The organism is Ligilactobacillus agilis, from assembly GCF_025311475.1.
GTDB lineage: Bacteria > Bacillota > Bacilli > Lactobacillales > Lactobacillaceae > Ligilactobacillus > Ligilactobacillus agilis.
In genome coordinates, this window is record NZ_CP104397.1 from 85,656 (window position 1) to 106,084 (window position 20,429).

The 20,429-nt window shown below is 42.2% G+C and carries 16 protein-coding genes; 14 read left to right on the top strand and 2 right to left on the bottom strand.

The window, feature by feature from the left end; translation table 11 throughout:
- From N4597_RS00340 to N4597_RS00355, 4 genes are all read left to right on the top strand, one after another.
- The gene (locus tag N4597_RS00340; RefSeq protein ID WP_260904048.1) at positions 1-447 is read left to right on the top strand and encodes an ASCH domain-containing protein; all 447 of its coding nucleotides are present in this window, start codon (positions 1-3) and stop codon (positions 445-447) included.
- Between the two features lie 21 nt (positions 448-468).
- A complete protein-coding gene (locus N4597_RS00345) occupies positions 469-1,332 on the top strand; it encodes a glycosyltransferase family 2 protein (RefSeq protein ID WP_192944483.1) in 864 nt (287 codons plus the stop codon).
- A 174-nt stretch (positions 1,333-1,506) separates the two neighbouring features.
- Entirely contained in the window at positions 1,507-2,676 is a 1,170-nt protein-coding gene (locus N4597_RS00350; protein WP_192944484.1) for a glycosyltransferase family 8 protein, read from the top strand.
- A 185-nt stretch (positions 2,677-2,861) separates the two neighbouring features.
- Entirely contained in the window at positions 2,862-3,740 is an 879-nt protein-coding gene (locus N4597_RS00355; RefSeq protein ID WP_260904052.1) for an Rpn family recombination-promoting nuclease/putative transposase, read from the top strand.
- A 135-nt stretch (positions 3,741-3,875) separates the two neighbouring features.
- On the opposite strand, the gene N4597_RS00360 is transcribed toward N4597_RS00355, so the two are convergent.
- Positions 3,876-5,315, bottom strand: a complete 1,440-nt coding sequence (locus N4597_RS00360) for a 6-phospho-beta-glucosidase (RefSeq protein ID WP_192944486.1) — start codon at positions 5,313-5,315, stop codon at positions 3,876-3,878.
- 165 nt (positions 5,316-5,480) lie between these two features.
- Here N4597_RS00360 and N4597_RS00365 point away from each other — a divergent pair, with 165 nt between their 5' ends.
- The 7 genes from N4597_RS00365 (at position 5,481) to N4597_RS00395 (ending at position 13,215) form a co-directional block, all read left to right on the top strand.
- On the top strand, positions 5,481-5,639 hold the full coding sequence (locus tag N4597_RS00365; protein WP_156313902.1) for a hypothetical protein: 159 nt from the start codon (positions 5,481-5,483) through the stop codon (positions 5,637-5,639).
- A gap of 24 nt (positions 5,640-5,663) precedes the next feature.
- Positions 5,664-6,677: a sugar transferase gene (locus N4597_RS00370; RefSeq protein WP_192944487.1), complete on the top strand. Its 1,014-nt coding sequence runs from the start codon at positions 5,664-5,666 to the stop codon at positions 6,675-6,677.
- Between the two features lie 28 nt (positions 6,678-6,705).
- Positions 6,706-8,223, top strand: a complete 1,518-nt coding sequence (gtfA, locus tag N4597_RS00375; RefSeq protein ID WP_192944488.1) for an accessory Sec system glycosyltransferase GtfA — start codon at positions 6,706-6,708, stop codon at positions 8,221-8,223.
- On the top strand, positions 8,216-9,544 hold the full coding sequence (gene gtfB / locus N4597_RS00380) for an accessory Sec system glycosylation chaperone GtfB (RefSeq protein ID WP_192944489.1): 1,329 nt from the start codon (positions 8,216-8,218) through the stop codon (positions 9,542-9,544). Before gtfA ends, gtfB begins: the two co-directional genes overlap by 8 nt.
- Positions 9,545-9,764: 220 nt before the next feature.
- Complete coding sequence (locus N4597_RS00385; RefSeq protein ID WP_192944490.1) at positions 9,765-11,087, top strand: FAD-dependent oxidoreductase; 1,323 nt, start codon at positions 9,765-9,767, stop codon at positions 11,085-11,087.
- Between the two features lie 143 nt (positions 11,088-11,230).
- Positions 11,231-12,352: an NAD(P)-dependent alcohol dehydrogenase gene (locus N4597_RS00390; RefSeq protein WP_192944491.1), complete on the top strand. Its 1,122-nt coding sequence runs from the start codon at positions 11,231-11,233 to the stop codon at positions 12,350-12,352.
- A gap of 320 nt (positions 12,353-12,672) precedes the next feature.
- The gene (locus tag N4597_RS00395; RefSeq protein WP_260904057.1) at positions 12,673-13,215 is read left to right on the top strand and encodes a hypothetical protein; all 543 of its coding nucleotides are present in this window, start codon (positions 12,673-12,675) and stop codon (positions 13,213-13,215) included.
- Between the two features lie 240 nt (positions 13,216-13,455).
- On the opposite strand, the gene N4597_RS00400 is transcribed toward N4597_RS00395, so the two are convergent.
- Positions 13,456-14,349, bottom strand: coding sequence for a glycosyltransferase family 2 protein (locus tag N4597_RS00400; protein WP_260904059.1), 894 nt, complete (start codon positions 14,347-14,349; stop codon positions 13,456-13,458).
- Between the two features lie 259 nt (positions 14,350-14,608).
- Between N4597_RS00400 and N4597_RS00405 the strand changes: the two genes are divergently transcribed.
- The 3 genes from N4597_RS00405 to N4597_RS00415 all read left to right on the top strand — a co-directional run bounded on the left by N4597_RS00405 (position 14,609) and on the right by N4597_RS00415 (position 20,421).
- Positions 14,609-16,066 (top strand): amidase family protein, encoded by a 1,458-nt coding sequence (locus N4597_RS00405; protein ID WP_192944494.1) that lies wholly within the window; start codon positions 14,609-14,611, stop codon positions 16,064-16,066.
- A gap of 91 nt (positions 16,067-16,157) precedes the next feature.
- A complete protein-coding gene (locus N4597_RS00410; RefSeq protein ID WP_260904063.1) occupies positions 16,158-18,308 on the top strand; it encodes a glycosyltransferase in 2,151 nt (716 codons plus the stop codon).
- Entirely contained in the window at positions 18,301-20,421 is a 2,121-nt protein-coding gene (locus tag N4597_RS00415; RefSeq protein WP_260904064.1) for a glycosyltransferase, read from the top strand. The genes N4597_RS00410 and N4597_RS00415 overlap by 8 nt, the downstream gene beginning before the upstream one ends.
- Positions 20,422-20,429: the final 8 nt, after the last annotated feature.

Sequence of the window (20,429 nt, forward strand, 5' to 3'; positions counted from 1 at the left end):
ATGGATTATCAGAAGCTTTTTGAAGAGCTAAAAATGCGGTTAGGCTTAGCTCCTGATGATAAGCTCCAGGCAGCTTATCAATATGGGGTGCAGGCAAATGAATTAGCTCGATTAGTTGTTAAGAAGATTAAGACGGCTACTACCAGTGCGTACGATTTATATGAAAAAGATGAGCCGTTGCCGCAAGTTGGGGCTTATGATTTAATTTTGGATAGTAGAGATTGGCCAGTGGCTTTAATTCAAGTGGACCAGGTGCAGATTGTCCCTTACCTAGAAGTTGATGAAGAGCATGCTTTTAGGGAAGGAGAAGGGGCGAGGACGCTATCCTACTGGCGGAAGGCGCATGACGCTTTCTTCAAAGAAGACTACGCTTTAGCGGGAAAAGTTTTTGATCCCCAAACTGCAAAGATGGTGTTAGAGAAATTTCACTTAGTAGCTGTAATATAATTATTGGAAGGGGGAAAGCAGGTGAAAATTAGTATAATTGTCCCTGTCTATAATGTTGAGGACTACTTACCAGCTTGTTTAGAGTCAATTTTAGCTCAGACTTTCTCTGACTTTGAGGTCATTTTGATTAACGATGGGTCAACGGACCGTTCTGCTAAAATATGCCGGGAGTTTGCCCAAAAAGATGAGCGGATTCGCCTGGTGACTCAAGAAAATAAGGGCCAGGCTCTCGCACGTAACCTCGGCTTAGATTATGCGCAAGGGGAGTATATCACCTTTATTGACGCAGATGATAGGGTGGCCCCTCATTATCTCGCGGCCCTCTATGAAGCAGCACTTGCCCAAGACGCTGAGGTAGTGGTCGGGGAGTATTATCGCTATGAGGAAGAAGGCAACCAGCTCTTTTATCATATCTTTGAAAAAGATAAACGGGTGGAAGTTTTTGAAAACAATGACTTTTTAAGCAAGTTTAGTCAGGTTTTATTCACTCCGGTTTGGGGAAAGCTGTTTAAGGCGGACTTATTTAAGTATGTCCGCTTCCCTAACCTAAGTGTGCACGAAGATAATTTTGTAATTCAAAAGCTCTACCTGTTGGCCAACCGGGTTGCCTACGTGGTCGATAATCTTTACTGTTATCAAACTCGGCTTGGAAGTATGATGCGCACGGAAAAAAGCCTGCAAAAGATAAGGGACTATGTTACTGCCTTAGAGGAACAATATTTTGATTTAATGCTGGCCCAGCAGGATTTAACGGCCGTCAATGAAATGTATCAAGTGGCGTTAACTAGTTACCAAAACTTTTTGGCGGAACGCGAACTGACAGATACGGGGATCTATTTGAAAATTTGCCAACGTTTAGAGATGATTGCTAAGTACGGAAGGTGAGGCTTATGAAAAAGGTAATTTGCTTTAGCTGCAAATTACGGCTATAGATAAGGCCGAGACCACCTTAAAATTGATCACTTGTATTCGGACATTATTGGATAACTAAAGCAATGATTGTTATTTAGGTATATTAAATTGAGGAATATGTTTTTTATTAATGAGGGGGAACTTATTATGAGAAGAGTAATTGCGTTAGCTGCTAACTATAGCTACTTAGACAAGGTCGAAACCACTTTAAAATCAATTTTCAAGTACACCCCCAAGGTCGAAGTTTACTTGGCTAACATGGATATTCCGCAAGAATGGTTTGTAGCAGTTAATAAAAAGTTAGCTTCCGTGGGTAGTGTGCTATATGATCTTAAAATCGACTTAGATAAATTTGAGATTGGCAGGGTTAGCTTTGAACATATCAATAACTATTCTTATGTGAGAATTTATTTGCCACGCTTGATAGAAGCAGAGCGTATCTTATATTTGGATAGCGATATTATAGTTAGGGGCGATTTGAATCCTTTCTTAGAACTAGAAATGGATAGTAAAAAAGCAATAGCAATGGTTAAGGACATCTATTCTATGAAAGAATTCAATTCAGGGGTGATGTTGATTGATACCATTAACTGGCGAAAATATCAGCTAGAAGAAGCTTGTATTGATATTATAAAACGGGAAGATTTGGAAATTAATAATGGTGACCAAACAGTTATTAATGTAGCTTGTCAAGAATATATTCAAGAGTTGCCATTTTTATATAATAGTCAGATTGGCTATGATATGTTGACTAGTTATGATAAGCAGGAGGAAATTTTTGACAGGTTTGTTCCCAAAGAGGCACTAATTTACCACTATTTGTCGCACGATAAACCATGGAATTTATTATCATTTAATCGCTACCGTTCACTATGGTGGGCTTATCGGAATTTAGATTGGTGTCAAGTTGTAAGTGAGACCAAAGTCGAAACTAACCAAACAAACCGGCCGCAAATATTGATTTTTACGCAGACCGATCAGTTGGGACCAATTGAGCAACTAATTACTGCGATACCTGAAGCCGATTTTGTGATTGCAGCCTTTACCTTAGTTAGCAACAAGATTAAGCGCCTATTGCAGTATTCTAATGTTAGGGTTCAACACGCTACTACTATGAGACGCTTATTAGAAACAGCCCAAACAGCCAAACTCTTTTTAGATCTCAGTGACCCAATTGATGAGGGTGTTCAAACACAATTACAGGCGCTAGCTAAACCTTATCTAGCGTTAAAGCGACCTGGTTATGAAAACGACCGGGTAGAAATGATAGCCACTCCGGCTGAGTTGATTGAGAGGATTAAAGCGGAAATTAAGTAAAAGGTATAGAGAAGGATTTCAAGAAAGTCACATGGTTTTCTTGAAATCCTTTATGTATTTTTAGGCCCTTGCTAAAAAAGTTGCAACTTTTTTGAATTAATCGGCAGTCATTTTGCGTATATCTATAATGAAGGATAAATTATTCTCTTTACCTTTCAAATTTTATATAATTAAAGGAGAAGCAAATGGTAAGTAAGCAAAAAATCCGGCGCAAACTGGCCCAAGCCGACTTCACAGACGACGTCATGTTTGAGCTGGTCATGTCTCAGTTAGAAATCTGTCGCAAGTTCTTAAAGGCGGTTTTACCGAAGTTAGACTTTACTAAGATTAAAGTCGTCGACCAAAGCCACTTAAAAACTGACTATCTTTCTAAGGCAGGCCGCTTAGACATCCACTGTACCGATGCTTATGGTAACCAATTCGATATCGAGCTGCAGATGACCAACGAGCACAACGTCGCTCAACGGGCTAAGTATTATCACGCCTTGATGACCAACCACATGTTAACAGCCGGTGAGGACTACCAAAGTTTAAAGGAGACTTACGTCATCTTCTTGTGTCCCTTTAACCCCCTGGCTACCGAGCAACAACGAGCGGTTGGGCACTATCAGATGATTTCTGAGGAGGGTGACTACCTAAATGATGGGACCCACACTTTGATTTTGAATGCCAGTGGTGATTGGGAAGGCGTCAGTGATGAACTCAAAGGAATTTTTCAGTTAGTTTTAAGGCAGCCGGTTTCACATGGCCAGTTAGGAGCACAAATCATGAACAAAATTGATGAAATTAAGCACAGTAAGACAGGAGGGCGCAAGTATATGGAATTAACAGAAGCATTTTGGCAAGATGCCAGAGACGAAGGTAAAAAGGCAGGCATTAAGATTGGTGAACGTCGTGGTAAAAAACAAGGAGCCGACGAAACAATTATTAAGTTAATCCCGGATTTAGTTGCTTTAACCAATGACCGACAAGCCGTCATCAAAATTTTGATGAATAAGATGAATCTAAGCCAGGCTCAAGCAGAAAGTTACTACAAGCGGGCTATGGAGCCAACAAAGAAGTAGTCAGCTTAGAGTTAACATGAGGTAAGAAAATAGAAAACCGCCCTAACTTTCACATTCAACCATGAAAGTTAGAGCGGTTTTTGTGATATGAATTTAAAGGTTAAAATGAACTAGTCAAACGGGAAATTAACTAGTTTAATCTAGGTCAGCACCGTTAGTCTTGATGACCTTTTGGTACCAGTAGAAGGAATCTTTGCGGCTGCGGGCAAGTGTTCCGTGGCCTTCGTCGTCCTTATCAACGTAGATAAAGCCGTAGCGCTTGGACATTTGGCCGGTACCAGCAGAAACAAGGTCGATGCAGCCCCATGGGGTGTAACCCATTAAATCAACTCCATCTAAAGCGACAGCCTTGCGGACTTCCTCTAAGTGCTTTCTCAAGTAGTCTACCCGGTATGGGTCGTGGATGCTACCGTCGTCTTCCACTTTATCAACTGCGCCTAAGCCGTTTTCAACGATGAAGAGCGGTAAGTGGTAGCGGTCGGTTAATTCGTTTAAAGCATAACGTAAACCAACGGGGTCGATTTCCCAATCCCAGTCGCTCTTTTCGACGTAAGGGTTAGGAACCACTGCTTCTGTTGGGTCAGCTAAATCATCTGGAGCAACTTTGTCAGTTGAAACTACCATTGATTGGTAGTAACTAAAACCGATGTAATCAACAGTTCCTTCTTTGAGGACGATGCGGTCTTCTGCGGTAATGTCTGGTCGGAAGCCCTTGCGTTCAATGTAAGCTTCGACGTTAGCTGGATAGTAGCCCCAAGCTTGAACATCTGAGAACCAATTGCGTCGTTGGTCTAGGCGTTGAGCCAATAAGACATCAGCTGGTTTTGAACTAGCAGGGTAAACAGGGGTGAAGTTAATCATCGTTCCAATCTTGAAGTCAGGGTTAATCTTCTTACCTTCTTTTACGGCCAAGGCACTAGCAACCAATTCGTAGTGAGCGGCTTGGTACATTTCGGCTTCGTTATCCTTATCGTTGTTTAGAAGCAAGCCGGAGTTAGTGCACATTAGGAAGTCGTTGTTAAAGCTACTTTGATTGTCAATTTCATTAAAAGTCATCCAGTACTTTACTTTATCCTTGTAACGTTTGAAGCAAGTAACTGCAAAGCGAACAAAGAAGTCGATAACTTTCCGGTTGGCAAACCCACCATAGGCTTCCACTAAGTGGTAGGGCATTTCAAAGTGGGCCAGGGTAATCACTGGTTCGATTCCATACTTATGACATTCATCAAAGAGATCGTCATAAAATTTTAGGCCGTCTTCGTTTGGTTCGAGTTCGTCACCATTAGGGAAAATTCGGGTCCAAGCAATAGAGGTTCTGAAACACTTGAAGCCCATTTCAGCGAAGAGCTTAATATCTTCACGATAGTGATGATAAAAGTCGATGGCATCGTGATTAGGGTAATTTTTACCAGGAATAACTCCGGCTGTAATTTCGCGTGGAATCTTGTTAGCACCGGCTGTCATTACGTCAGCCACACTGACACCCTTACCACCTGCTTGCCAAGCACCTTCTAGTTGGTGGGCAGCCACCGCCCCACCCCATAAGAAGCCAGCTGGGAATTGTAACTTAGTCATTAAAAAAACCTCGCTTCCATTTATTAAAACGTTTTCTACACTGTTAGTATATGTTGTTGGTACAAATTAGTCAAGTCCCAACTAAAACAAATTAAGCTAAGCTAGCAAAAAGCGCTTAAGCTTGCTATTATAAAGGTAAATAGATAAATTTTTGGAGTGATTGAAATGGTAAAGGATGATAAGGAACGACAAGCTAAGATTGATGCGTTAGTAAAGCGCTTAGATAACATGAGTGACAAGGACTGGGAAGCCGAACACAAGAAGAATGTTCAAGTTTGGATTCAGAATTCACTTACAAAAACAGTCCCACTGAAAAAAGACTAACGGGACAATCTGGGGGTGTATTTGATGCAAGTACATATTACTAATTTGCATGGCCAAGATTCTAAGAGTACCGCACAGCGGGCGCAAAATATGGTTACGGAGGTTGCCACTAAGCAGTTAGGTTTTAGTGAGATGGGACTGTATTTTTATGATGTCAGTACCGACAGTCCCGATAAGCTTAGTGGACGTTTGGATGGAATAATATCTTCCCTTAGCATGGGGGACGTGGTTATCTTGCAGACTCCGACCTGGAATGGAGTTGCTTATGAAAATCACTTATTAGATAAGTTCAGGGGTTACCGTGGCGTTAAGGTGGTGGCCTTTATTCACGATATGGTTCCGTGGATGTTTGAAGGTTCGGCTGGGATGCTAACAGACTATATCAAGCTCTATAATCGCTGTGACTTGGTAATTAGCCCGACTGAGAAGATGACGGCCCGCTTGCGCAAGCATGGTTTAACCGTTAAAAAGGTAATTAACCAAGAATTCTGGGACCATCCGGTGGCGGTGGATACTGCTACGTTTCCTCCCTTTAACCGGGTAGTTAATTTTATTGGCCGGGGTAAGAAGTTTGATTTCGTGAAAAATTGGTCAGCTGCGGATGTGAAGCTTATCTTAACGGATACAGACACTGGCTGGGGAGCTGGTAAGAACATTGAATTTATTGGCTACCAAAATGATGCCGATTTAGTCTCTAGAATGCACCGAACGGGTGGCTTTGGACTGGTTTGGTCAGAAAATCCGCTTGTCCGTGATTATATGAAGTATTGCGTGTCCTATAAGCTAAGCACCTACCTGGCGGCTGGAATCCCAGTGATTGTCGAGCCGGATACGCCTCAAGCAAATACAATCTTAGCCAAGAAGCTAGGCTTGGTGGTTAATTCACTGGACGAGGCGGTAGAGCAAGTTAAGCAAATGACACCAGCTGACTACCAAGAAATGGTAGTGGCAGTGGAGCACTTTGCCCGGCTAATTAGGGGTGGCTACTTCACTAAACGGTTATTAACACAGGCAGTGTTTGATTTGTTTTATGATTAATTTTTAACTGGGTAAAGAGGTTAGTTTAATGACAATTTATAACTTTAACTTAGGAATTGGTTGGGCTAATAGTGGGGTTGAATATGCGCAAAGCTACCGGGCCAAGTTGCTTCGTGAGCTGGGCCAGGAAGCCAAGTTTATTTTTACTGACTTGATTTTAAGCGAAAACATTGAGCACCTGACCGCTAATCTAGGCCTAAAGGATGAAGAGGTTATCTGGCTTTATTCGTATTTTACAGACGTTAAAATTAGTCCGACTACCTATACTTTAACCGATTTAAAGGCTAGTTTGGGGCAAGAGGTGGTGAAGGAAGTCAGAAATGGCAAGGCAGTCTACCTTTACTTGGCCCCTAAAAATAGCTGGGTGGCGGCTTACCTTAAAAATAGCCAAAGTGACTTGGTTGAACGGGCGGAGTTTGTTTCTAATAACTGCCTTTACCGTAAGGACTATTACACTTATACGCGCCTATTTAGCGAGTACTATACCCCCCGCGATAACCGGGCTTATGTCTACCAACGACGTTTTTTCAATGAAGACGGTAGCGTGGCTTACGAAGAAATTATGGACGGGGACAGTCCCCAAATGTTTCGTTTCCCGGATAAGATTCTTTATTCAAAGGCGGAATTCATTGACTACTTTATTAGCAAGTTAGCCTTTAAGACCGGAGACATTTTATTGCTAGACAGGTCTAAGGGCTTGGGGCAACAAGTCTTTAGGAATAAGGGCGAAGCTAAGCTAGGGGTCATGGTTCACGCAGATCATTTTAGTGAACACTCGGTAGACGATGACTACATTTTATGGAATGATTACTATGATTATCAGTTTACCAATAGTGAAGCGGTGGACTTCTTTGTGGTGGCCACTGCGAGCCAACGCGACTTGTTGTTAAAACAGTTTGCTAAGTATGAGCACAAGCAACCGAAAGTAGTGGTAATTCCGGTCGGCAGTGTGGATAAGCTCCGCCACCCGAAGGAGCCCCGGCAGCCGTTTGCCTTAATAACCGCCTCAAGGTTGGCACCCGAAAAGCATGTCGACTGGTTGGTTAATGCCTGCATCCGTGCCCACAAGGAAATTCCCGATTTAACCTTGGATGTTTATGGTGAAGGCAGCGGTAAGGAGCAGTTAGAAAAGCTAATTGCAAATAACCAGGCCCAAAAGTATATCCGCTTAAAGGGCCACCAAGATTTAAAAGAGCAGTATGTTAACTACGCGGCCTATATTACGGCTTCAACCACAGAGGGCTTTGGCTTGTCGTTACTCGAAGCGATTGCGTCAGGCTTGCCATTAATTGGTTTAGACGTCCGATATGGGATGCAAACCTTTGTGGATAACGGTCAAAATGGGTACGTTTGCCCTTGGTCAGACTCGATGGGAGCTCCTAGGATTGTGGATAACTTAGCTTTTGCAATTACCGAACTCTTCAAAGCCGATTTGAGCAAGTTTAGGGAACATTCCTACCACAAGGCGCAACCTTTTATGGAAGCTAATGTCCGAAAGACCTGGGCGGAATTGATTGCTACGGAAGGGGGCTTAGGTCATGCTTAATTTGTTTGCTAATTATAATGAGCAAGCTGAGTTGCTCTACCATTCCCTCCAGGCTGCAGGTTACAGTCACCCAACCGTTGTTTTAGAGGATAATGGCTTTTTGCCTGCCGAAGTAGAGTCGCCTTATAAATACTTTGTTGAAGCGACTCAGCGTTCAACGACCGGCAAACCTTGCTTCTTTAACCAGGTAAAGGTACCGGCCCTGTGGGAAATTAAGGGCGATGCCAAGGGAGCTGGGGTCTACTATTTGGATGAAAAGCGGGCTAATATCAACTATCACTACCCTAAGGATAGACGCCTAGTCGAAAGCGTTACTTGGTTGGACCGCCAAGGAAACGCGCGCTTTGTAGAGCACTATAATCAGAATGGGTGGATTTTTGCTAAGACGAGCTATAACCTCTTACACGAGGCAATCACCACGGCTTACTTTACCCAGAGTGGGCAAGAAGTAATTGTGGAAAACCACATTACCCATGATGTCACCTTGAATTTCCAAGGCAAAATCTATAACTTCCCCACTAAGTTAGACTTTGTGCTATACTACCTAAACTTTAGGCACTTTGAATTAGACCGAATTTTCTATAATTCTTTGGCCTTACCGTTCATGGTAGTTTTACGCTTACCCCAAACTGGGTCAGATGTCCTCTTTTGGCAGGAAGGCTTAGGCGACCAGGTTCCAGGCAACATGCAGTTGATTTTCAACAACCAAGCTAGGCGCACGAAGAAGATTGTGGTTACAAATGAAGAAGTCTATCAGAAGCTGCGGTCATTGGTCGGACATAACCAGCGTAAATTGATTAAGTACTTACCATATGTCTACCAAGTCTTTAGGCATAACCTCCTGCGGCCGGTCAGCTTTACCTTAACTAATACCGATAATTTATTAAACTTTGAGAAACTGTTAAAGGCCGCTCCGGATATTACCTTCAACGTGGCGGCTTTGACTAACATGTCCAATAAATTATTAGACTTGCTTAAGTATCCCAACGTGATTTTATATCCGAACGCCAACCAAGCTCGGCTTAACCTCCTCTGGCAGGGGGCAGATATTTATCTCGACCTTAATGTGGGTGAGGAGGTCAATAATGCTAGTCGGAAGGCCTTCGAAAATAACATGTTAATCCTCGGGTTTGAAAATTCGGTCCACGACGACAAGCTGGTCGATCCAGAAAGTATTTACTCAACCCCAAATTACAAAGCGCTGGGGAAAAAGTTAAATGAATTAGCTAATAAACCTAACTTGATGAAGGATTTACTTCTTAAGCAGACTAAGGCTGCCCGGGCGGCTAACATTAGTAAATACAAAAATATTTTAGACTAGGCAAAACGCCTAAATTCCGGTGGAAAGCTGGAATTTAGGCGTTTTTTTTCTAGGGGAAAAACTGTTAAAAGCTTGTGGTTATTAAGTTAGTAATTATGTAAATAAGTGGGGCAGCTAAGCTTAAGTTGTAGTTTAGCATAATTAAGCAAATAATTTGACTTACAAAATGTAAGTTATCATAATGACTAATATCAGTGATATTTTTCTAGGAGGAGTTGTTATGAAAGTTTACCAAAATATTGTAGTCGGTTTTGGCAAGGGGGGTAAAACTTTGGCCAAAACGCTTGCCAATAATGGGCAAGAGGTCCTAGTAATTGAAGCTTCTGCACAAATGTATGGTGGGACCTGCATTAACGTAGGTTGTTTACCTTCTAAAAATTTGATTATCAATGGTCAAGCAGGCTTAAGTTTTGAAGAAGCGAGCCGGCAAAAGAGGGCATTGACCGAGAAGTTGAGACTGAAAAATTACCATATGATTGCTGATTTGCCAACTGCAACTGTTTTAACTGGACAGGCCAAGTTTATTAGCAACTATGAATTAGAGGTAACGAAACTTGATGGAAGTAGGGAACGAGTTAGGGGTGAACGAATTTTTATAAATACGGGTGCAACCCCAGTGGTTCCTAAGGTTGCCGGCCTTAACTTAAGTGATAGGATTGTAACCTCTAAGGAGGCTATGGATTGGACTGAAAAGCCTACTAAGTTGATAATTATTGGAGCAGGATATATTGGGCTTGAGTTTGCTTCGATGTTTAATTCATACGGAACTGAAGTAACGATGATTGATAGTGGAAAACAAATTCTAAAAAAAGAAGACGACGACGTAAGCCAACTTGTAACGGCGGATTTAAAGGCAAGTGGGATTGATTTTAAACTAGATGTTAAGCTAGAAAAAGTCGAGGAAGTAGTAGGTGGAGTTGAGCTATTTTTAAGCAATGGTGAGGTTTTACGAGCACCTAAGGTGTTAGTGGCAACCGGCCGAAAGCCTAATACTGCTAACTTGGGGTTAGAAAATACAGATATTATATTGACCGACAAGGGTGCAATTAGAGTAGATGAGTATTTAAGAACTAATGTTGAAAATATTTGGGCTCTAGGTGATGTTAATGGCGGTCCGCAGTTTACCTATATTTCATTAGATGACTTTAGGATTGTCAAAGACCAGTTATTTGGTAATGGGCAGAAGAGCTTGAAAGATAGATTACTAGTTCCTTATACCGCTTTTATTACCCCGCCCCTTTCTAGTGTGGGCTTAAAAGAAAAAGAGGTTGCACAGCTAGGATATGATTATCAGATTTTAAAGTTACCTGTTAATGGGATTCCTAAAGCTCATGTAGCTGGAGATAGTCGTGGATTGTTTAAGATAATTGTTTCTAAGGAAAGTAATCAGATTCTAGGGGCGACTTTATACGGATTAGAGTCGCATGAAGTAATTAACCTTATTACCCTGGCGATGAAAGCCGGTTTGCCTTATCAAGAATTAGGACAATTGATTTATACCCACCCGACAATGAGTGAATCATTGAATGATTTGTTAGGCTGAGTTATTGCTTAGTTCAGAGGAGGCATCAATTAACAAGCTGTAAATCTGTAGAAATGGTACTAAAAACCTGTAGAAATGATATTGTGAATATTGAAACAAGCAACTATAATGAGGGTGAAAACGTTGACAAAGAGGGTTTTAGTATGAAGATTAAAGCTGCAGTTGTTCCTGAAGTTGGGGCACAATTTGAAATTAGAGATAACATCGATTTACATGAAGTTGGGCCAACCGACCTGCAAATTCACATGGTTGCTAGTGGAATTTGTCACTCTGATGAAGCCATCAGAAAAGGGGATGCCTCCTTAGGCTACCCGGTTATCTTGGGACACGAAGGTGCTGGGATTGTTGAAAAGGTTGGTTCTGAAGTAAAGGATTTTGAAGTGGGCGACCACGTTATCCTGTCATTTTATTCTGACGGCACCTGTGATAATTGTTTGAAGGGGATGCCAACAAAATGTCGTTCCTATGCCCAATACAATTTGTCTGGGGTAAGGGCCGATGGTGAAGATCATTTCCAAGAAAACGGCCAACATATTTCTGATATGTTTAACCAATCATCATTTACTACGACCACAGTGGTCGATCAACGTAACGCTGTTAAAATTGATAAGAGTTTTGATCTGCGGAAAGTTGGGCCGTTAGGCTGTGGTTATGTAACTGGGTCTGGGACAGTGCTTAACACCCTCAAACCTAAGCCAGGAGACACGATTGCAGTCTTTGGGACCGGGGCCGTTGGTTTAGCTGCTATGATGGCTGGCCGCATTTCTGGCTGCATTAAAGTAATTGCGATTGACATTGTGCCAGAACGGCTTGAATTAGCTAAAGAATTAGGGGCCACTCACACTATCAATAGTAAGCAAGAAGATGCCGTCGCTAAAATTAAGGAATTAACCGGAGGCTATGGGGTAGATTGGACGGTTGATACCACTGGGTTACCAGCCGTAATTAAGGACGCCATCGCTGCCTTAGCTCAAGGTGGAACTTGTGCTGCAATTGCCGTCACTCCTCACCTAATTGAACTTTCGACTTGGAATGACCTGTGCGTAGACGATAAGAAGGTAGTTGGTGTTAATATGGGTGACTCAATCCCTCAAATTGACATTCCACGCTTGCTTGAATTTTACAAGTTAGGCTGGTTTGATTTTGATAAGACTGAGAAGTTTTATGATTTTGAAGAAATTAATCAAGCTAACGCTGACTCCGTTTCAGGTAAGACCATTAAACCTGTCTTAATCATTGACAAGGACTACCAACCAAAAGCTTAAGTTAATAAAAATTAGCCCCCGCCTAGTGGCTTGCAATCAGAAAACCGCTGGGCGGGGGTAACTTAACATAAATAAGCAAAAAACTTACAAAATAGATTAAAAAATGATAGAATTGCAGTAGTTAGTTAAGGTATCTTTCTATAAAAATTGCTAAAATGTAAATAATTAGAGCATCTAGTATCATTTCCATCCAAATATTGAAACCTGCCTTTGAAATAATTAGACAAGTTAGTGCAGAAAATATGCCGATAAAGATAGCCTGTCTGTGTTTGTTCATTGTTTTGCCCCCAATAATTAAAAAGTTGAAAGGAGAAAATAAAATGAAAAGGACGGTTACTTTTTTATTGATAGCGGTATCAGTGGTAATTATACCATGGTCAACTGTGTCTAGCAATGCTAATTTATCACCAACTTCTGAAAATTTCACGGTGGTGAACAGCAAAGTTAATAGCTCCGAAACTGATTTTTTAACTAAATATATTAAGGTTGTGGATAATCAGTTTGTACTTGATTTACCTAGCAATGTTGTAGTTTCACCCGAAGTAAATAGATTAGCAATAGAAGAAGTAGCAGCAAGTAATGAATTTGTAAAAGAGAATGGATTATCTATTAATCCTAGAACACTAACTGCAGAAGCAAAAATAGTAGATGGAAAACTAGTGACTTCAGGTATAAGCGTTAGGAGTTATGGGAAGACGGGCGTTTTAAAAGTTGGATGGAATTATGTAAGGATTGGACTAGATGCAGGACTTACAAAAGATATTTTAACGGCGGGAGTTGCAGGAGCAGCTGGATACTTAGGTTTTATTGCTGGAGGACCGACAGTGGCCGCAATTGTTGCAGCTGTAAGTGGTGTTGTTTGATTTTAATCCGTTAACGAAGTCAATAACTGCAGTAGGTAGGCAATAAGATTTATAAAAGAATTTGTAGAATTAAAGGGAATGATATGAAGCTAGCGTGCAAGATTTATTAGACAAGGTAAATGTAAGACCATTAAACCTGTCTTAATCATTGATAAGGATTATCGACCAGAAGCTTAAGTTAATAAAAATCATCCCCCGCCTAGTGGTTTGCAATCAGAAAACCGCTGGGCGGGGGTTTTGTTATTTAGATACTTTGTTACGGTTCATTAATTTTAAGAGCCATTGGATTTCGCGATACTCTTCGCTATTGGTTTGCTTAGCTTGCTCTAAGGCATAGGCATCCTGGGTCAAATTATGATGTAGTTCGCCTAAAAATGATTTAGGGTCTACTTGAGCAGCCAGCATGTCTAAGGCCCGGTAGCGAAAGGCGGTTAAAATATCCATATCGCCCTTTAAAATTTTAGGACCCTGGGTAATATTGTTACTATGGTTGACGCGGTAGGTGTAACTATCTACTAGAAGCCCGACGACTTTATCAGCGCCTAAAAAGGTCCGCAAGGAATTGGGCCCATCTTCAAAGTAGAGGTTAGGGATGAAAGGATTTTGTAAGTAGAGTTCTTTTTTACCGAGCTTTCCCCACGGATGGACGTAGCAACCATGGCGAAAGGGTAACTTCTCATCTGGCATTGCAGCTGCCTGCTCAGCGGTGAGCTCGTAGACTTTGCCTTTGACTTCGGGCTTTACGTTAAAATAAAACATGCCGGCTTGTTGATCAAGCATATTAAACTCTGAAAAAACCAGGTCGGCTTGATAATCTTCTAAAGTAGTGACTAGTGCCAGTAAGTAATCCTCAGCTACAAAGTCATCGCTATCAATAAAAGCAATCAAGGCTCCCCGAGCATTTTTAACGCCGATGTTACGGGCAGTAGAGACTCCTAGCCGCTCAGTTAGGTGGACTACCCTAACCTGTGAGTTACTGGCATAATAATCACAGATTTGACCTGAGTCATCGGTGGAGCAGTCATCTACTAATAAGAGTTCAAAGTCGGTAAAAGTCTGTGCCAGAATAGAATCAAGACACTGCTCGAGGTAGGTGGCAGCATTATAAACAGGAACAACAACGCTAACTTTCATAAAACTTCCCCCTTTTACCTTATATTACCTAATTTTGACAGCGGATACAAAAATCATTTTTAGTTAATTGTTGCATTTTTAATAAATTATTTATTGAGGAGTTATAGATTGATTATCGCTTAAAAATAAGGACTGATAACTAATTAATAACTTAAAAAAATTGCGGTAATTTAATTTATTGTCAAAAATTTTACGATTTGATTGAAAGCGAGTACAATTAAATGGATAAATATCTTTTTAGACTTAAGGGGGTATTGCCATGGTAGCTGATGCAACTTACTGGGCGGAGTGTTTACGGCAAAGAGAAATTAGTTTTAGCGAGTTAGTGAGTTTGATGCAAAAACGGGTAGCCAATTTAAATGGCCAACTAAATGCTTTAACTAGTTTTAACCCAGCCTTAGCCCAAGCGGAATATGAACAAAGTAATTTTGAAGATAGCTTATTTGCCGGCTTGCCGGTTCCTGTAAAAGTGCTAGGACCCGACGCACGGGGGCTGGCTAATAGCGGGGCAGCACGCTTGTTTAAAGATAGTGTGGCTACGCGGGATTCTAACTTCATTAAGCGGGCTAAAAAAATCGGCCTTATTCCGATTGGAACGACTAACGCGCCTGAGTTTGGTTTTAAAAATGTTACTGACTCATACTTGTATGGTGACTGCCATAATCCCTGGGATTTAGCTAGGACTCCGGGTGGTTCTAGTGGTGGGGCGGCGGCCGCAGTTGCTGCTGGTATCTTTCCCTTGGCACTCGCTAGCGATGGGGGTGGTTCGATTAGGATTCCGGCTGCCTATACTGGGTTAATTGGGCTAAAGCCTAGCCGGGGAACAATGCCACTAGGGCCGAATGGCTGGCGGTCTTGGCAGGGAGCTGCGGTTAACTTTGCCTTGACAGTTTCATTACGCGATACCAGAAACCTCTTTTACGGTTTAAGGAAGCAAGGGCCAACCGCGCCCTACCAACCAGTTCAGGCAGAGTGGTGCCACTTTTTAGAAGACGACTATGGAAAAAGGCCCCTACGGGTAGCTTTTACCACCGAGTCGCCGGTCAAGACTAAGGTTAGTCCAGCTGCTAAGCAGGCTGTTTTAGCGGCGGTTAACTTTATGGAAACCGAACTTGGTTATCAGGTAAGTGAAGCCCAGCCTCAAGTTAACGGCAGGGAGTTGATGAACCAGTATTATCTGATGAACGGAGCTGAGACGGCCGCGATGTTAGCCTCCTTTGAAGAACAGCGCCAGGCCAAGTTAGCTTTTGAGGAAGTAGAACCATTGACTTATGCCCTGTATCGCTATGGCCAAAATATTCCGGCGGCAGCTTACGTTAACTCGCTCAATTATTGGGACCAAACTGCTTATCAAGTCGATGAATTCTTTAAAGACTATGATCTTTATTTAAGCCCCACTACGGCCCAGGTTGCCCCTAAAATTAGCGAACGAGAGGAACTGTTAGCTCCGGCCCTAGTTAGTTTTGAACCACTTTCCCTAAGCGAACATGCAGAATTAATTTACCAAATGTTTGCCCCCAGCTTAGCTCAAACACCCTTTACCCAGTTGGCTAACTTGACAGGTAACCCGGCAATCAGTTTACCCACTGGCCTAGATGAACACCTTCCCCTGGGGATCCACATTATGGCTGCTAAGGGGCGGGAGGACTTACTATTTGAAGTCGGTCACGAATTTGAACAGGCTGGGCGCTTTAAGTTACCACCATTTTACGAATAAGATTTGATTTTATTTTGAAAAGGCGCAACTATTCAAAAAATAGCTAAAAAGTTATAATGGAGATAGCAATTGATGAATGGGGGGATTAAGTATGGAAGTTAAGGTTACCGTAGTCGTAATTGATCGGGGTTCACCACAAGTAAAGCTGACTAAATGCTTGGAGAGTGTAACTAAACAAACACTAGTTGATAAGGAAATTTTGTTAATCAGTCCCAAAACTGAGGTGGATGCGGCGGTTGACATGCACCTTGTTCAACCAGCTACTGTTTCCTTTAGCCAACTTTTAAGATTAGTAGCTAAGTATGCGCAGGGAGAGTTTATAAGCATACTTGAGGCAGAAAATTTCTATTTAAATGAACAGGCCCTAGCCAAGAATTTAGCTGACTTGGCAACTAATAAGGCTGATTTAGGGGTGGCTCCGCTAGTTGTTCTAGACCAAGGCACCTTTTATTTTAAAACCAATCCAACTAACGTTCATAAGTTAGTAACGACTAACAATATTATCCCCTATATGCGCCTTTTTGAAGCCTTCCGCTATGTCCAGGGAAGCTTATTTAGCCACGAATTGTTAGTGGATGTCTTAGCTGAACAAGCAGTTAAGACGGAACAACAACTGCTATATTACTTAGTTCATACTTGTCAAAAGGCAGTCTTACTTCCAGAAACGCTCTGCTGTTTTGTCCTAACGGAAGGCCATCAGCTGCCGGCTTTTAAATGGGAGGAAGCCTACCGGTATTCTAATGCACAAAGTTTTGTGCAGGCAATCAAGCAAAGTGATTATCATGAAGAAATTCCTGACCGAATCCAGCTTACGATTGGGGTCGATGACGGCTTGATTTTGCACCTAGAAGCCCTGGTCCACTCGCTTGATAAGAATACGGATACGCCCATAGACCTCTACATTATCTATGCCAGCTTAACGGCCGAGAGTATTTCCCGGGTGAAGTTTATCAACGACAAGCTAGAGGCGGTTACTTTAATTCTGCGACCTATTCCTAAAGAAAGTAGACAATTTATCGAAAATATTAATATGGATAAAGCCCGGCTGCCAATCGGGACCTACTTTAGAATTATTGTGCCCGAAGTACTGACTGATTTAGACCGGGTAATTTACCTAGATACAGATATGGTTGTAAACGCAAGTCTAAAGCCTTTGTGGCAAACGCCATTAGAAGGTAACTTCATTGGGGCATGCGAAGACAGCCTAGTCTTTTATCACCGGCGGGTTAACGCTGAGTCCGTCCTGTTTGGAAAGCAGGGTGAGCGCTACTTTAACGCGGGCATGATGCTGATGGACTTGAAACTGATGCGGCAGTACAGTACCAGTTTTTACAGTGCCCAACTGGCCTTAGATACGGCCGACGTCATTAAGTATGCCGACCAGGACGTTCAAAATCTGTATTTTTACGGAGCCAATAAGCAAATAGACCTTACTTATAACTACGGCCTAGAATACGTGCAGTATACTGACCGGCCCTTAAGCGAAGTCGCAATCATCCACTACTATGGTTGGAAGAAGCCCTGGATGAATATGGTTACGGAAACGTTTATGCACCCTAGCCGGCGGCCGGCTATGCACCTTTACCGCCAATATCATAACGAGATGAAGGCAATCTTAGGCGATAACCCTGACGTAATCTCGGTGATTTTAGCTGCCGACCAAGCCCAAAGTGGTGAATTTGAACGGTGTTTTGAGGGCTTTTTAACCCAAACTTACACCAACTTAGAACTTTTAATTGTGACCGCTAAAGGCTTAACCTCAGACTTGCAAACTTATTTGAAAACTATCAAACCTTATTACCCTAATATTAAGGTGGTAACGGGGACGCTGGCTCAAGCAGTGAAGCAAAGTCAGGGAAGTTATCTGTATTTCTTTAACCTCGATGATTTACTTTCGGAAAAGACCGCGTTAGCCCAGCTAGTAGCAGCTTGTCAACAAGGAGTCCAGGTGGTTTATTCAGGTTATCAACGCTTAGACCTCCAAAAGAAAGTTATCTACTGGCAAAAGCACCGCTCTAATGAGGTGCGGGCGTTAAGCTTGGCTGAACACCAAAAGGCGGCAACTGAGCTAACTAGTTTAGATGGCCTGTTAGTGCCCAAGGGTGTGGCTGCTGAGATTGTTAGACAGTCGGGGGGAATAACTAGCGCCGGGCTACTAAAAGCTGCCACTAAGGCGGCATTTGTTGACCGAGATTTATGGATCCAAAGTTTTAATAAGGTAAGGAGGGAGACCAATGCCTAAGGTAACGATTGTAATTATGGATACAACTGGTAAGCAGGCAGATTTAGCTAAGTGCCTAGATAGCATCAGCAAGCAAACTTACTCTGACTACGAGCTACTTTTGGTTAATTCAGAAGAATCCTCCCTAGCTGTGCCCCCAAGTGTCACCCAGTATGAGCTTTCAGGCCAGGTGGATTTAGCTAAGACCATCACGCTTGCCAAACAACATGCTAACGGCCAGTTTGTAACCTTTATGCAAGCTAGAGACTTTATCTTTGGGGATGATGCCTTAGCAAATTGTCTACAAGAAGTTGATAAACGTGATGTTGACTTGGGGATGGCAAACCTGGTGAGTTTAGCGGACGATAAATTCTATCTAAGTGATCACCACTTGGGAAATTATGGACTAATCAACACCAATAATCTCATCCCTTATATGCGTTTTTACCGGGCCTTCCGTAATATTTGGAGCTTGTTTATTAATAAGGAATTATTAGAAAAATTAGCCGCCCAAAATCAAGGCCAGCGGGTCTTATACCAGGCTGTGCACCTGGCTAAAAAAGCAATCATTATGCAGAGTAAATTTTACTGCTTGGTTGAAGCGGCTGATAATCAAGTGGAGCCGTTTAGGTGGCAGACTGACTATGAGTACTCGGAGGCTAAGCGCTTGGTTAGTGAAATTAGGGCGCGCGGTTATCAGGCCCAGATTCCTAAGGTCATCAACGTCGCCTTGTGTATTGATGATAACCTGGTTAAACGCTTAGTGCCTTTGATTTATTCGCTAGCTAAGAATAACCGGGAGCTGAATTTGTACCTGGTCTACTACCACTTAAGTTCAAGTAATAAGGATTACTTACGCCAACTGGCAACTAACTTTAGTAACCTCAACTTTCATTTGCGCAAGTTGACCAAGGAACTCCACCAATTCATTGAACCAATTAATTTATCGAAGACCAAGCTGCCGGTAGCAACTTATACCCGGGTGTTGTTACCCCACATCTTGCCGGAAGTTAAGCGCATCATATACCTTGATACTGATACCCAGGTGTTAGCCAGTTTAGAAGAGCTCTGGCAAACAGATTTAGAGGGGAACTTTTTGGGAGCGGCTGGCGATAATGCGCCCTATCTTCATCGGGAGTTAGGGACTCGGCACAGAATGTTCGGTGACCAAGGGGATAATTACTTTAACTCGGGGGTCTTGTTAATGGACCTAGAGTTAATGCGTAAATACCATGTTGCCTTTAAAGTGATTAAGGAAGCGCTAGATACGGCCCAAATCTTCGTCCAAGCAGATCAAGATGCTCATAACCTTTATTACTATGATGCCTATAAGTGCTTGGATTTAAAATATAATTATGGTAGCCCGCTGTTCGAATACGAACCGTACCCCTTAGAGGCAATTACTATTTTGCACCACTATGTGTATAAGCCGTGGAAAGCCGGGGTTTTGGAGGAAGCTGATTCACTAGTGTTAGCGGCTCTAAATACCTACTATCAGGCTAAGCGGGAAGCAGATGAGTTGTTAGGAAAATGGCCTGATAAAATCTCAGTAATTGTGGATCTACGGCAGAATGAACGGGCTAATCTAAAACGCTGCTTAGGTGGGTTACTCTACCAAAGTTATACTAACCTTGAGATTTTAGTCTTGACTAAGGGAACGTTGACTAAGCAGCAAGCGGAGTTTTTGGCCGAATTGCAGCCATACCATCGGATTGAAATCGTCGAGGCTAGCCAACTAAAAGAGGCTGTGGCTAAGGCTAGTGGGGCTTACGTCTACTTCTTAAATATTAATGACCTCCTGTTAAAGGAAGATGTGTTAGCTAAATTCTACCAAGTGGCTAACAAAGGAGCTGATCTGGTTGCCAGTGACTATCAACGCTTTGATTACCAAACCAGTAAATTTTATTGGATTAATAAAGATAAACAAGTAATTTTTTTACGTTCCAATGATTTAGCAAGCAATTACCAACGCGAGCTGGGAGAATTAGCTGGCTGGTTAGTGCAAACTAGCTTGGCTAAAGAGTGTTTAGTTAGTGGGGTTAGTGAGCAACTGGCAGCCAAGTTATTGCGACAAGAAGCTAAGCAAGTCGCGGTTATTAGTGAGCAACTATGGCTGAAAACATTTAACAAGTAAGAAAGGAA

Excerpts from the sequence above, each read along its gene's own strand:
- N4597_RS00340 (WP_260904048.1), top strand. The coding sequence starts at position 1 with ATGGATTATCAGAAGCTTTTTGAAGAGCTAAAAATGCGGTTAGGCTTA.
- N4597_RS00350 (WP_192944484.1), top strand. The coding sequence starts at position 1,507 with ATGAGAAGAGTAATTGCGTTAGCTGCTAACTATAGCTACTTAGACAAG.
- N4597_RS00355 (WP_260904052.1), top strand. The coding sequence starts at position 2,862 with ATGGTAAGTAAGCAAAAAATCCGGCGCAAACTGGCCCAAGCCGACTTC.
- N4597_RS00360 (WP_192944486.1), bottom strand. The coding sequence starts at position 5,315 with ATGACTAAGTTACAATTCCCAGCTGGCTTCTTATGGGGTGGGGCGGTG.
- N4597_RS00365 (WP_156313902.1), top strand. The coding sequence starts at position 5,481 with ATGGTAAAGGATGATAAGGAACGACAAGCTAAGATTGATGCGTTAGTA.
- N4597_RS00370 (WP_192944487.1), top strand. The coding sequence starts at position 5,664 with ATGCAAGTACATATTACTAATTTGCATGGCCAAGATTCTAAGAGTACC.
- gtfA (WP_192944488.1), top strand. The coding sequence starts at position 6,706 with ATGACAATTTATAACTTTAACTTAGGAATTGGTTGGGCTAATAGTGGG.
- gtfB (WP_192944489.1), top strand. The coding sequence starts at position 8,216 with ATGCTTAATTTGTTTGCTAATTATAATGAGCAAGCTGAGTTGCTCTAC.
- N4597_RS00385 (WP_192944490.1), top strand. The coding sequence starts at position 9,765 with ATGAAAGTTTACCAAAATATTGTAGTCGGTTTTGGCAAGGGGGGTAAA.
- N4597_RS00390 (WP_192944491.1), top strand. The coding sequence starts at position 11,231 with ATGAAGATTAAAGCTGCAGTTGTTCCTGAAGTTGGGGCACAATTTGAA.
- N4597_RS00395 (WP_260904057.1), top strand. The coding sequence starts at position 12,673 with ATGAAAAGGACGGTTACTTTTTTATTGATAGCGGTATCAGTGGTAATT.
- N4597_RS00400 (WP_260904059.1), bottom strand. The coding sequence starts at position 14,349 with ATGAAAGTTAGCGTTGTTGTTCCTGTTTATAATGCTGCCACCTACCTC.
- N4597_RS00405 (WP_192944494.1), top strand. The coding sequence starts at position 14,609 with ATGGTAGCTGATGCAACTTACTGGGCGGAGTGTTTACGGCAAAGAGAA.
- N4597_RS00410 (WP_260904063.1), top strand. The coding sequence starts at position 16,158 with ATGGAAGTTAAGGTTACCGTAGTCGTAATTGATCGGGGTTCACCACAA.
- N4597_RS00415 (WP_260904064.1), top strand. The coding sequence starts at position 18,301 with ATGCCTAAGGTAACGATTGTAATTATGGATACAACTGGTAAGCAGGCA.